This window comes from Neobacillus sp. Fa239 (genome assembly GCF_055395235.1).
Genome location: NZ_AP041611.1, coordinates 949181 through 963583 on the forward strand (window position 1 = coordinate 949181; position 14403 = coordinate 963583).

At 38.1% G+C, this 14403-nt stretch carries 10 protein-coding genes; 8 read left to right on the forward strand and 2 right to left on the reverse strand.

The annotated features are described in order from the left end of the window. Positions 1-33 precede the first annotated feature (33 nt). From ACZ5XR_RS04420 to ACZ5XR_RS04455, 8 genes are all read left to right on the forward strand, one after another. Positions 34-1458 carry a LutB/LldF family L-lactate oxidation iron-sulfur protein gene (locus tag ACZ5XR_RS04420; RefSeq protein WP_464500467.1) on the forward strand — a complete coding sequence of 475 codons (1425 nt, stop codon included), beginning with the start codon at positions 34-36 and terminating at the stop codon, positions 1456-1458. 2 nt (positions 1459-1460) lie between these two features. Beyond that, positions 1461-2180 carry a LutC/YkgG family protein gene (locus ACZ5XR_RS04425; RefSeq protein ID WP_464500468.1) on the forward strand — a complete coding sequence of 240 codons (720 nt, stop codon included), beginning with the start codon at positions 1461-1463 and terminating at the stop codon, positions 2178-2180. A gap of 152 nt (positions 2181-2332) precedes the next feature. After that, on the forward strand, positions 2333-4402 hold the full coding sequence (locus ACZ5XR_RS04430) for a bifunctional aldolase/short-chain dehydrogenase (protein ID WP_464500469.1): 2070 nt from the start codon (positions 2333-2335) through the stop codon (positions 4400-4402). Positions 4403-4591: 189 nt separating this feature from the next. Then, the gene (rhaB, locus tag ACZ5XR_RS04435; RefSeq protein WP_464500470.1) at positions 4592-6010 is read left to right on the forward strand and encodes a rhamnulokinase; all 1419 of its coding nucleotides are present in this window, start codon (positions 4592-4594) and stop codon (positions 6008-6010) included. A gap of 20 nt (positions 6011-6030) precedes the next feature. Further along, on the forward strand, positions 6031-7284 hold the full coding sequence (gene rhaA / locus ACZ5XR_RS04440) for an L-rhamnose isomerase (protein WP_464500471.1): 1254 nt from the start codon (positions 6031-6033) through the stop codon (positions 7282-7284). 275 nt (positions 7285-7559) lie between these two features. Next, on the forward strand, positions 7560-8888 hold the full coding sequence (locus ACZ5XR_RS04445; RefSeq protein ID WP_464500472.1) for an ABC transporter substrate-binding protein: 1329 nt from the start codon (positions 7560-7562) through the stop codon (positions 8886-8888). Between the two features lie 101 nt (positions 8889-8989). Further along, positions 8990-9871 (forward strand): carbohydrate ABC transporter permease, encoded by an 882-nt coding sequence (locus ACZ5XR_RS04450; RefSeq protein ID WP_464500473.1) that lies wholly within the window; start codon positions 8990-8992, stop codon positions 9869-9871. Continuing rightward, positions 9868-10767, forward strand: coding sequence for a carbohydrate ABC transporter permease (locus ACZ5XR_RS04455; protein WP_464500474.1), 900 nt, complete (start codon positions 9868-9870; stop codon positions 10765-10767). The genes ACZ5XR_RS04450 and ACZ5XR_RS04455 overlap by 4 nt, the downstream gene beginning before the upstream one ends. Before the next feature lie 82 nt (positions 10768-10849). Here the strand turns inward: ACZ5XR_RS04455 and ACZ5XR_RS04460 are convergent, their stop codons facing one another. Both ACZ5XR_RS04460 and ACZ5XR_RS04465 read right to left on the reverse strand, forming a co-directional pair. Continuing rightward, positions 10850-12649: a histidine kinase gene (locus ACZ5XR_RS04460; RefSeq protein WP_464500475.1), complete on the reverse strand. Its 1800-nt coding sequence runs from the start codon at positions 12647-12649 to the stop codon at positions 10850-10852. A gap of 65 nt (positions 12650-12714) precedes the next feature. Next, positions 12715-14262 (reverse strand): response regulator transcription factor, encoded by a 1548-nt coding sequence (locus tag ACZ5XR_RS04465; protein ID WP_464500476.1) that lies wholly within the window; start codon positions 14260-14262, stop codon positions 12715-12717. Positions 14263-14403 lie beyond the last annotated feature (141 nt).

Below are 14403 nucleotides of genomic sequence, written 5' to 3' on the forward strand. Positions count from 1 at the left end.
GATTCACTTTTTCCGAAGGGTGGGAGAATAAGGATGGCAATGAAAATTAGCAATGAAAAATTTAAAGAACGGGTCGAGAAGGGGATTCATGACGACTTTATGCGCGGTGCCGTTTCTGGTGCTCAGGATGGCATGGGGATAAAAAGACGCAATGCAGCTGAGGAACTGGGAAACTGGGAGGACTGGCGCTCGCATGGAGAAGAAATCCGCCAGCATGTCCTGGAAAACTTGGATTATTATCTGGAGCAATTAAGTGAGAATGTTGCAAAACGCGGCGGGCATGTATTTTTTGCTCAAACAAAGGAAGAAGCAAATGAATATATTCGCGGCGTCGTTCGGCAGAAAAGCGCCAAAAAAATTGTAAAATCAAAATCGATGGTAACAGAGGAAATAAGCTTAAATGCCACTCTTGAACAAGAAGGCTGTAAAGTTATTGAGACAGACCTTGGCGAATACATTCTCCAAGTGGACGATCACGATCCGCCATCACATATCGTTGTACCGGCATTACACAAAAATAAAGAACAAATCCGGGATGTGTTTACAGAAAAGCTTGGCTACCATAAGACATCGAAGCCAGAGGAATTAGCATGGCATGCCCGGGAAATGCTGCGCGAAGAATACCTGAGCGCGGATATTGGCATTACCGGCTGTAACTTTGCCGTTGCAGAAACAGGCTCTTTCAGTTTAGTTACAAATGAAGGGAATGCAGATTTAGTCACAGCTTTGCCAAAAACGCAGATTACCGTTATGGGTATGGAGCGGATTGTACCTACTTTCGAAGAAATGGAAGTACTGGTTTCTCTATTAACAAGAAGTGCAGTAGGTCAGAAACTGACAAGTTATATAACGGTTCTAACTGGACCTAAAGAAGAGTTAGATGTTGATGGACCGGAGGAATTCCATCTTGTCATTGTCGATAATGGACGTTCCAATATTCTCGGCGGTGAATTTCAATCTGTTCTGCAATGTATCCGCTGTGCGGCATGTGTCAATGTTTGTCCTGTCTACCGTCATGTTGGAGGTCATTCATATGGTTCTATTTATTCAGGACCCATTGGAGCAGTACTTTCACCATTACTTGGCGGTTATGATGAATTTAAAGAACTGCCTTATGCATCAACGCTATGCGGCGCTTGTACAGAGGTGTGTCCAGTTAAAATTCCGCTGCATAACCTGCTTCATAAGCACCGTGAAGTGATCGTTGAGAAAGAAGGAAAAGCACCCATTTCAGAAAAATTGGCGATGAAAGCCTTTGGGTTAGGTGCTGCTTCCCCAACTTTATATAATATTGGTTCAAAGATTGCTCCTGCGGCGATGAATCCATTTACAGTAGGGGATAAGATTTCAAAAGGCCCTGGACCGTTGAAGGCTTGGACCGAAATTCGGGATTTCCCGGCACCTAATAAAGAGAGATTCAGAGATTGGTTTAAAAATCGCGAAAAAGGGGGCAAATAATCGTGACCGGAACTATACAAAATCGCGAGCCGTTTTTAAATAAAATTGCCAGTCAGCTGGGGCGACCTCGAAAATCAACTCCGGTTGAGCGGCCAAACTGGAAATTCCGTCCTCAGGATGATGTATTAAAAGAGGCAACCCAGGATGAATTATTAGATGTATTAAAAGAACAATGCACAAGAATCCATACATCCCTCTATACCACCGTCCTGAATGAATTACCATCAACCCTTAGTGAAGTGGTGGCTAATTATGGCGGTGGTCCGATTATTACCTGGAAGGATGAGCGCTTCTTTAAATGGAGACTTGAACCGCTCCTGAAATCAGAATGGCCAAGCCAGGGAATGGATGTTTATGAGTGGGATTATACAAAGGGTTCAGAAAACATCTCAAAAGCAGAAAATGCTAATGTTGGAATTACCATTAGCGAAATCACATTGGCTGAGTCTGGAACAGTGGTTTTATTTAGTGATGAGAATAAAGGGAGAACGGTTAGCTTCTTACCAGCAACTTATATAGCGCTTATTCCTAAGAGTACTCTTGTACCTAGAATGACTCAGGCTGCCCAGAAAATGAGGAAAATTCATCAAGAAACGGGTCATGTTGCTTCCTGCATTAATTTTATTACTGGACCAAGCAATTCGGCGGATATCGAATTAAATCTTGTTGTCGGTGTACATGGACCTGTAAAAGCCACTTATATAGTGATAGACGATCTATAAGAGTCTGCCTCATTAGGAGGCAGATTTTTATTTTTGTAATAACCAAACAAAAACAAAATAAAAACAAAATTAAAAATATGTATTCAAAAATAAACAAAAGTATATTATAATGAGTTACAGAAGTTAACAAACAGACAAACGGAGGATTTCGGATGGTTAAGAATCTTTGGGAAAATGGAAAAGCATCACAATTAACAAAAGGGGTAGAAGAATTAGTCTATCGTTCAAACTTGATTGGAACAGATCGTGCGGTATGTAACTGGGGTGGCGGCAATACATCCATGAAGACAATCGAGAAGGATTTCCGTGGACGTGACATCGAAGTGATGTGGGTAAAAGGAAGCGGCTCTGATTTAGCGACGATGAAAGCAAAAAATTTCACAGGTTTAAACTTAGAAGATATTCGTCCATTATTCGAACGCGATGAAATGTCAGATGAGGATATGGTAGCTTACCTCGCACATTGCATGATCGACAGCAAACATCCTAGAGCCTCAATCGAAACTTTATTGCATGCATTTTTACCATTTAAGCATGTAGACCACACTCATCCAGATGCAATTATCAGCCTTTGCTGTGCCGATAACGGTAAGCAGCTTGCGGAAGAGATTTTTGGAAATCGTTTTGTTTGGGTACCATATGTTCGCCCTGGCTTCACACTTTCAAAAATGATTGCAGAAGGTGTAAGAAACAATCCAAATGCTGAATTAGTTTTAATGGAAAAGCATGGACTTGTAACGTGGGGAGAATCGTCAGAAGAGTCCTATGCAAAAACAATCGAAATTATCAATGAGGCTGAAAGCTTTATCAATGAAAGAGTAAATGAAGAAACGGTATTCGGCGGTCAAAAATATCAATCCCTTTCGGATGAAGAAGCAACTAGCATTCTAGCAAAAGTAATGCCAATTATCCGTGGTACCGTAAGTATCGATGCGAAAATGCTTTTGACTTACGATCGTGGTGAAGATGTTCTTCAATTTGTTAACAGCTATCAAGCACCAGAGCTTTCCCAAATTGGAGCAGCATGCCCAGACCACTTAGTTCATACCAAAATGGTTCCACTTTATATTCATTGGGATCCACAAACAAAAGATGTTGATGCTTTAATTGCTAGTATTAAAGAAGGCGTTTCCAGCTTCAAAGAAGGATACAAAGCTTACTTTGAGCGCAACAAAAATGAAGGCGACAACATGTTTGAACCAGCTCCACGTGTTATCCTTATCCCTGGATTAGGTATGGTCAACACTGGTAAGGATGTTAATAATTCCAGAGTCAGCGGTGCATTATATCACCGTGCCATTGCGGTCATGAAAGGCTCTACTACACTAGGAAGCTTTGTTTCTTTAAGTGAAAACGAATCTTACAACGTGGAATACTGGCCATTAGAATTATACAAATTGACTCTTGCTCCGGCTGAAGCTGAATTTTCTAGAAAAGTAGCCTTTATCACTGGAGGTGCAGGCGGTATTGGCAGTGCAACAGCCCGCCGTTTAGTTTCTGAAGGTGCCCAAGTTGTCCTTGCCGATTTAAATCTTGAAGGCGCTGAAATAGTTGCGGCTGAAATCAACGAGCAATACGGTGCAAATCGTGCACTTGCCGTTAAGATGGATGTTACCAGCGAAGAGCAGGTTCAAGCTGCATTTGACCAAACAGCATTAACATATGGTGGAGTTGACATTATTGTAAATAATGCTGGTTTAGCTACCTCAAGCCCATTTGATGAAACAACGCTAAAAGAGTGGAACCTGAATATGAATGTATTAGGAACTGGTTATTTCCTAGTTGCCCGAGAAGCATTCAAGCAAATGAAGGAACAAGGCATTGGAGGTAACATGGTATTTATCGGTTCTAAAAACTCAGTGTATGCAGGTAAAAATGCAGCTGCATACAGCTCTGTTAAAGCTCTCGAAACACATTTGGCAAGATGTATTGCAGCTGAAGGCGGAGAGTTTGGAATTCGTGTAAACTCTGTTCTTCCGGATGCGGTCCTTCAAGGTTCCGCGATTTGGGGATCAAGATGGCGTGAAGAACGTGCCGCTGCTTATGGTATTCACCCAGATCAATTAGAAGACCACTATCGCAAGCGTACTACATTACTTGTTAACATTTATCCTACCGATATTGCAGAATCTATTGCATTCTTTGCCTCATCAAAGTCTGATAAAACAACTGGATGTATGGTAACGGTTGATGGCGGGGTACCAGCGGCTTTTACTCGATAATTATTAGAAAATAAAACATAAGAAGATGACTCATATTGGTCATCTTCTTTTTACGTGCATTAGTAGATTTAAATTTAATGCAGATGCAAATAAGGACAATAAATTGGTCGAATTACGATATAGGATTATCGCAGATTTCTAGTAAGATAGAGATATCAGTAAGCGTTTCCATCCGAGAGGTGATTGTTTTTGACAAAGTACAGTATTGCTGTAGATATTGGTGCTTCCAGCGGCCGGCTGATTTTAGGCTACTTGGAAAATGGATTATTAAAACTAGAAGAAATTCATCGTTTTGAAAACAAAATTGTGCAAAAAGGGGTTTCCTTTTGCTGGGAAGCTGACAAGCTTTTTCAAGAAATCAAAAATGGATTAAAAAAGTGCAACGAACTTGGCATCAAACCGGATAGTATCGGAATCGATACATGGGCTGTCGACTTTGTGTTATTGGATGAAAACGATCAGCCAATAACAGAGGCGGTCTCCTATCGTGACCCAAGAACAGACGGGATGATGGAACAGGTTTTTGAAAAAATCATGAAGGAGCGTCTGTATTTAGAAACAGGCATCCAGTTCCAGAAGTTTAACACAATCTATCAATTGTATTCGATTAAACAAAATTCACCGGAAATATTAGATAAAGCAAAATCCTTCTTGATGATTCCTGATTACTTCAATTATTTACTAACTGGAAAAATGGCAAACGAATACACGAACGCTACATCCACACAACTAGTTAATGCCTTTACGAAAAAATGGGATCATGATTTATTGGAAGTATTGGGTATTAATAAGGAAATGTTCCAGGAAATTAAGACGCCGAAGACGTTACTAGGAAAATTAAAGGAAGAATTAGTTTCAGAATTTGGCTTTGACCTCCAAGTAATTCTTCCAGCAACACATGATACTGGTTCTGCGGTTATTGCTGTGCCTGAAGAGGATGAAACCATTTATATTAGTTCCGGTACATGGTCTCTGATCGGGGTCGAAAACTATTTTCCTATCTGTGTCACCAAAGCACTCGACTACAATTTCACGAATGAGGGCGGAATTGATTATCAATACCGTTTCTTAAAAAATATTATGGGTCTTTGGATGATCCAAGAGGTAAAACGGAACTACAACAATGAATATTCCTTTGCCGAACTTGTCGAACTGGCTAGGGAAACAAAGAACTTTAAGGCCGTTGTGAATGTGAATGATGACCGATTCTTAAAACCAGAAAAAATGGTACAGGAAATCAAGAATTATTGTGCGGAAACAGGCCAGCAGGTTCCTACTACTCCTGGAGAGGTCGCAAAATGCGTATATGATAGTTTAGCAGTCAGCTACCACGAGGCTGTTAAGGAAATTGAAGAAATCTTCGAAAAGAGATTTGAAAAAATCAATGTCATCGGCGGCGGCTGCCAAAATGAAATGTTGAATCAACTTGTAGCCGATGTTACGAACAAAGAAGTATATGCGGGCCCTGTTGAAGCGACTGCTATCGGGAATATTGTGGCCCAGTTAATGGCTCTCGATGAAATTCAAGACATTAAAGATGGACGTTCGATTGTCAAAAAGTCATTTGAAATAAAAAAATATGTACCAGCCCTAGCTTTAAAAAACTAACGATTGAGAGGAAGATATACATGTCTATTCAAGAAAACTATGAACTTGCCAAAAAGGCTTATGAAAAATGGGGAATTAATGTAGATGAAGTACTTGAAACCTTAAAAAATGTTCCAATCTCGATCCATTGCTGGCAAGGTGATGACGTAGGCGGATTCGAAGTAAACCAACAAGAATTATCAGGCGGGATTGATGTAACAGGGAACTACCCTGGTAAAGCGAGAACTCCAGAGGAGTTACGAAGTGATTTAGAAAAGGCGCTTTCCCTTATTCCTGGTAAGCACCGGGTGAACTTACATGCGATTTATGCAGAAACAAATGGAGAAGTAGTGGAAAGAGACCAATTAGAACCAAAACACTTTGAAAATTGGGTCAATTGGGCAAAAGAAAACGGACTAGGTCTAGATTACAATCCGACGCTATTCTCGCATCCTAAAGCAGCTGATGGTTTGACTCTTTCCCATCCAAGCGAAGAGATTCGTGAGTTCTGGATCAATCACTGCATCGGCAGCCGCAAAATTGCTGAGTATTTTGGAAAAGAGCTTGGGACACCAGCTTTAACGAACATTTGGATTCCGGATGGCTATAAGGATATTCCAAGCGACCGTCTGACTCCAAGAAAAAGATTAAAAGATTCATTGGATAAAATTTTTGCGGTTGAAGTAGATGAAAAATATAATCTGGATGCAGTGGAAAGCAAACTATTTGGAATTGGTTCAGAGGCATATGTTGTTGGTTCCCATGAATTTTATCTAAACTATGCCATGAAAAATAATAAATTATGTTTGCTGGATACGGGACATTATCATCCAACAGAAACCGTATCAAATAAAATCTCTTCTATGCTTCTGTTCAGCGAAAAAGTGGCTCTCCATGTTTCAAGACCTGTGCGCTGGGACAGTGACCATGTTGTGATTTTGGATGATGAATTAAAAGAGATTGCTTTAGAAATTGTTCGTAACGATGCTTTGAATCGTGTCATTATCGGCCTTGATTTCTTTGATGCCAGCATCAATCGTGTTGCAGCCTGGACCATTGGCACTCGTAATATGATTAAGGCGTTGCTTTCAGCGATGCTTGTTCCAAATGAATATATGAAACAGCTTCAAGAAGAAGGGAATTTCACAGAAAGATTAGCCCTCATGGAAGAATTCAAAACCTATCCATTTGGTGCAGTGTGGGATTATTATTGTGAACAAATGGGCGTTCCTGTAAGAGAAACGTGGTTAGAAGAAGTGAAGGCATATGAGAAGGATGTTTTATCTAAGCGATAAACTTGATCAACAAAAATAATAATAAAAACAGTAACACAAATAATAGTAACAATAATAAAAAAATTATAAAAGATCACACCGAAAAGAAATGAGACTTTAAACCTCGTTTCTTTTTTTTATTAATGGGAATCGATTACAAATTTAATATTCTAAAAATTGTGCACCATAATTACTAAATTAAATGTACTTTCACTTACGTTACAATAAGGATGTAAACAAGTAGTGAATGGCCATTAACTTACTTGAAGATTAATTGATTAAGCGGAGGGATTTCATTGAAAAAATTGAAAGCGGTTCTATCCGGTGCTGTCGTTACAGCTTCCTGTGTTGCTCTTTTGGCAGGCTGTTCAAGTTCAAATACAAGCTCCAGCAGTTCAAATGATAGTAGCTCAAAATCCAAAAATATCACAATCACCATGATGGTTTCAGGTAATAAAGCGGCAGCAGGCCAAGATTTCGAGGTAGACACATTACCGAAACTAGTACACCAACATTTTCCGAATATTACATTAGAAGTACAGAAGCTTCCTGATGAACAATATACAACATCACTTAAAACAAAATTGGCTGTAAATCAAGCTCCAGATATCTTCCGCGTGTGGCCGAAAATGGCGAACGCAACAAGCGTCAATGATCTTGCAAAAGGCGGATATTTAGCTGATCTTTCAGACCTGCCATTTATGAGTAATTTTACACAGTCCGTTAAAGATGATATGTCCTATAATGGGAAAGTTTATGGAATCGCAAAAGGATTCGATATGCTAGGGACTTATTACAATAAAGAGCTGTTCAAAAAGGTTGGAATCACGGAAGTGCCAAAAGATTGGGAAACCTTCCTTGCTGACTGCCAAAAATTAAAGGATGCAGGAATCACTCCTATTGTGATGGGAGATAAAGACTCTTGGTGGATTCAATTTGGTTTATATCAAATTGCTGCCAATACGGTTTATTCAAATGAAAAGGATTTCGACACGAAATTGCAGGCAGGTCAAGAATCCTTAAATAACGCTAAATGGCAAAAAGCTGTCGAGATGTATCAAGAACTTTATAAAAAAGGTTATATCGTAAAGAATTCCTTAGGTCTTGGCGGACCACAAGCAATCCAAACATTCATCGACGGAAAAGCAGCGATGACATTTGACGGAACTTGGGACTACTCTCCATTAACGGCTAAGGGTGCTAGCGACTTCCAACGTGGGTTCTTCCCGCTTCCAGCTAACGAAAAGGGTCAGCCTGTTTGGGAAGCAGCAGCAACTGCAGCTGGATGGGCCGTTAATGCAAAATCTCCAAATGTCGATGCAATTAAACAGATTTTGAACTATTGGTTTGACGGCAAATCAGATTTATTCCAAGCTTGGGTGAAATCTTCATCTTCCATCGTAGCTTATAACGGAGTACCACTAAGCATCGATTTATATAAAGATGCTTATGATCAGTACAAAACATCTGGTAACGCAATCTATTTCGCTAACCAAATGTGGCCAAGCGGTGTAGACGCCGTATTAGAATCAAAATTTGCCGAGATTATCGGTGGACAATCAACTTCACCAGCAGATGTTACAAAAGCTATGCAAGACAAATTCCAAGAACTTTGGAAGAAATAATTGAAATTATCAAAAGAATTAAAAGCTTATAGAAAAATAACTTATATGAGGTGGGGATGTTCCCCCACCTCAAAATAAATTATAGAAAGGAGTAGGATAACATGAATTCAACAGTCATGAAAAAGTCAATGTATTTCTTTGTCCTGCCTGCATTGATTGTCTATTTGACATTTTGGATCTTTCCTATTCTCAAACTATTTCAATATAGTTTTTCCGATTATAACGGAATGCAGCAGAATTTGCACTTTGTGGGTCTAAGTAACTATCAGAGCATTTTTAAAGAAGGTGTAGCAGGCTCATCTATTGCCAATACGTTGATTTATACCGTACTTTCAGTCGTGATTGGAAATGGAATTGCATTATGTCTGGCATTTATCCTCGATTCAAAGATTAAGGGTTTAGGTTTTTATCGTACAGTTGCTTATATACCCACGTTGTTTAGCACAATTGTTGTTGGATACATCTGGTCTTACGTGTACATGCCTGATACCGGGTTAATTCCTTCAGTTCTACATTGGTTTGGCATAAATAGTTCCAATTTAAATATTCTTGGAGATTACAAGTCTGCCTTGTATGGTATTACAGCTGTAGATATTTGGAAAACAATCGGTACTAATACTGTTATTTTCCTTGCCGGTTTGCAGACAGTTCCTCAAGAATTAATGGAAGCCGGGAAAATTGATGGTGCGAACGCGTGGCAATTAACTAGGTTTGTTCGTTTGCCTTTATTATCTACTGCTCTCACGATTAACATTACTCTCAGTATCATCAATGGCCTCAAAGCTTTCGATTATTCATTTATCATGACAAATGGCGGTCCCGGCAGGTCCACAAGCACCTTGGTTTACGATATTTTTAGAATGGCCTTTACTGAACAGCAATATGGCAAAGCAGCCGCTCTAGCAGTCGTTTCTTTCGCTGTAATCATCATCATTACAGCATTCTTCGTAACGAGATTAAATAAGAAGGAGGTATCTGTATGACAAGTAAGTCAGTGGTTCAAAATACCTCATACGATATAAGCATCAAATCTGGTAAGGTTGTCAATAAGAAATCCTATGTAAAACAAACCTCTATTCACATTGGTATTCTTGTCCTCATGCTAATAAACCTTTTGCCACTTTTGATTGCTCTTTCAAGCTCATTGCGGACACCAGACAATATGACGAATCCGCTAAAATTATTTTCACAATTTAGCCTGGAAAGTTATAAAATTGCTTTTGAACGCATGCATTTCCTACAAGCCTTGATGAATAGCCTCTTGTTAACGGGAGTTTCCGTTATAGTAGTCGTTATATTTACATCCATGGCTGCATATCCGATTGCAAGAATGAATACTCGGTTAAGCAAATTTTTATATATCTTTTTTCTATCCGGGCTTGTAATCCCAAGCCAAATGGTTATTATCCCAATCGTCAAAACCTTCAATGCATTGAATATTCCAAGTGGACAGTTAACTTCGATTATCATGTTTATCACTTGTAGTATTCCATTTTCTTCTTTCTTGTATGCAGGGTTTATTAAGAGCAGTGTACCAATTGAAGTGGAGGAGTCAGCACTTTTAGATGGTGCAGGGGTATTCAGGAGGTTCTGGCAAATAGTATTTCCGTTATTAATCCCTGTTACAGTCTCTGTTGTCATCACTCAAGGCGTATGGATCTGGAACGATTATTTCTTCAACATGATTTTTATCAATAAAGCAGACCTGTCACCACTGCCGCTAGCCATGCTTGGTTTTATGGGGGATCAGACGAATCCAACAGCATGGAACGTTCTGTTTGCTGCATGTTTCCTCTGCGCTTTACCTTTATTAGTGATATTTGCCTTTTTGCAAAAATTCTTTATCAAAGGCTTATCGGTAGGTTCCGTGAAAGGTTGAAGGGTAAAATGGATAGAAGTGAATATAGAGTTTTATCAAATATAAAAAACGGACCATAACGAAATTGGTCCGTTTTTTTACGTTATTCAAGCTTAGGAACCAATACTTTAATTGTTGTTCCTTGATCGATTTCACTTTCAATCGTTAATCCATATTCCAAACCGTAATAAAGGGCAATTCTAGAGTGGACATTCTTAAGGCCGATACTTTGTTTGTTCCTCTTGCCAAGCTCTTTAAATTCAGGTTGTTCTTGTAGGAAATTTCTAATTACATTCAACTGATTCTTATTCATGCCGATGCCATTGTCAGAGATTTCAAAGACAATTCGGTCATCGCTTATCTCAAAAGCCTTTAGAGTGACACGGCCCTTCATTTTTTTATTCTCCAGACCGTGGAGGATGGAATTTTCAATAATCGGTTGAAGAATTAGTTTTAATATGCTGCATGAAGTTAATTCTGAAGGTATTTCAACAGAAAAATCAATACTATTATCATATCTGATATTTTGAATCGTAATATAATTATTGACGTGGTCGAGCTCTTCGCTGACAGTAACTAATTCACTTTCGGTTTTAATACTATATCTAAACATGTCCCCGAGTGCTTTCGTCATAATCGAAATACTTTCAACTTCTTCAATTTCGGCAATACTATTAATCGATTCCAAGGTATTATATAGAAAATGCGAATTGATTTGTGCCTCTAACGATTTCATCTGAGAGTCAAGCGAAATTAATTTATTTTGATAACTTTCTTTTATATACTTGTTTATTTCCTCAATCATAAAGTTATATTCTCGATATAAAATCCCAACTTCATCGTTACGTTTAAGGTATTTATTAAACCTTACTGGTCTGAGCGATTTATTTAAATGCATGATTTTACTTAACGCAATCGTCGGTTTTGTTAGCAGGTTGGATAGGATAATCGATAGCAATATAAAGATCACGCCGCACGTTGCTGCAATATAAATAATGAGCTTTTCCGAAATGTTATACGGTTTATATAATTCATTGATTGGGATGGAAGCGACGATTTTCCAATCAATATCTGGGAATTGCCTTATGACAGTTAAATTACCTTTTTGCACCTCTTCAAGATCGCCATGCGGGTGACTTGAAATCTTGCGCTTCAGGGAAACGGGGAGGGTTTGTCCAATCCTCTTCATTGTGTTGTCAAAAAGGATTTTTCCTGAATTATTGACCAAATAAAGATTTGTCATGTTTGGGATAATCTCATTATCCAGACCTTGGAAGATATTAACTCCGCAATCCAACATTAAAACACCAAGAAATTTATGTGTATCAATATCATACATGGCACGCGCAAACGTAATGGAGGGCTGTGCATTAATAATAAATCGCTTAGTAGAGACATTCCCAATATAAAGAATGCCTTTCTTTTTCAGCGTTTGTTTATACCATTCATCATGGAGAGGCTTATAGCCAACACTTAGATCAGTATTGTTGCTTGTGAAAGTGATGGAATTCCCGTCGGGTAAAAATACATAAATACCGTTAATATAATCATTGCTTAGCAGCAAATTGTTGCAAAAGAACTGCATGTATCTTCTGGCCAGATACAAATCATATTGTCCGAGGTTTTTATTGTTATTTAATTTAAACAATTCCTCGGCAACAGTCGGGGAACCGGGTACCGTTGAAAATTGCTGGAACGTTAAGGTAATTCGATTGATATTTTGATAAGTAGTATCAATTTTATCTAATGAATTATTAATAGTATTAGATGTAACAAGCGAAACTTGTCTATTCACCAGCTTCGTATAGCTGCCATATGAGCTAATGGCGACGATCATAATGGGAATAATAGAGATTACAATAAATGCAAGGAACATTTTTGTCCGAATGTTAAAAAAGTTCATTGAAATCCTCCAATAGCGTAAAACCTATGAAAAAAGGATAGCCCGTTGTTTTACGGCTATCTCTTTTACTTCGTTCTGTATTCTTCCGGTGTATAACCCGTTAATTTTTTAAATACTCGAAAGAAGTATTTCGTATTGTCATATCCTAAGGATTTGGCAATTTTATAGACCTTATCCGACGAACCTTTCAGCCTTGTTTTGGCTTTTTCAATCCTTACTCTATTTACGTAATCGATGAAATTTTCACCAGTTTTTTCTTTGAATAAGTAACTGCAATAACTCGGATTTATATAAAATAGAGTAGAGATATTATTAAGGGTTAATTCCTTATCATAGTTTTTTTCAATATACGTTTTTATATTGTCAATAATGTTATCAGAAGCGTAAACTTTCTTTTCTTTGAACATTTCTGTTAGCTTAGGCAAAACCTGAAAAAAGTATGATTTAATCGTCTCAATGTTAAATGCGGATTCCAGCATGGATTCGAAACTCGCTGAAGAAGAATCTTTCAGGATTGAATCGAAGTAATTAGATAGCAGGTTCCTGACCTCATGAATCAGATTTTTACATTGGCTTTTTACAGCGGATAATGTCACCGATGGCAGTTGACCTATAAAGGTAAAGTAATCAGTAGTTAGTTCTTGAACTTTATTCGTATTTCCGGACTCAATAAAAAATAGCAATTCGTTCGTTTTTTCCCACTGAGGAATGTCAAGTTTTATCGGGGACTCGTCATAAAAATAGAAGTGGTTATTGTCGATAATGAATCTATTATTTAACGCGGAAACGGTCTCTCTAAAAGCCTCATTAAAAAGTAGAATTGCTTGCTTAGGTTTACTGATACCTATAAATAGATGGCCATTCGGAGCCGCACTGACAATGCTTTCTACAAGCTCATTTCCTTTCAATACAATGTCCTTTAAATTCATGTATTTATCATAGAAGAGGAAGAAATTCATATTCTCATTGTGGGTATTCGGAATATGGATGAAGCAATTTGTTCTTAGTTTCTCTACGAATTCTGAATTATCAAGAATTTGCTCCAATTTAGTTGTTGAAGATACGGTAAACAAAACGAATTGGTTACCTTCAGAAATGTTTTTAAAGTACACAGATTTTGGCTGAAAGTTTTTCGAAATGCCGAGGATTACATTATTTACGACCTGTAAGTCAGCCTGTAATTTCATTTCTTCTTTTTCTGTTTCAGTCGTTTCCAATTTTTGTTGATAGGTTCGTTCCTGGTCAATTAGACCGATGGCTTTTTTTAATACAGTATGGATTTCTTCGCGGTTGAAAGGCTTTAACAAATAACCAACAACTTTTGCGGAGATTGCTTCTTGCATATATTCAAAATCAGTATAACCGCTTATAACGATAATCTTTTTTTCAGGAAAATCATTTTGAAGCGCTTTTAAGAAAGACTTTCCGTCCATTTCTGGCATTCTCATATCGGTAATGATAATGTCAGGATTTACTTCTTGAATTAATTCCAAGGCAGAAGCCCCATTATCAGCCTCTCCAACAAATTGAATCTCCTCAGAAAATGATTTTAGCCTTTTCAACATCCCCCGACGGATCAATGGCTCATCATCTACTATGATATAGCTATACATGGTATCCCCCCTTCTTAAATTAATAGTATAAATTGATTTTGTATTCATTATATCGATACCCGATTAGGATGGATAGTGAATAATATTCCCTATTTTTAAACTAAAAAAAGTATACTCAAAAGACAAAATAAAGTACACTCC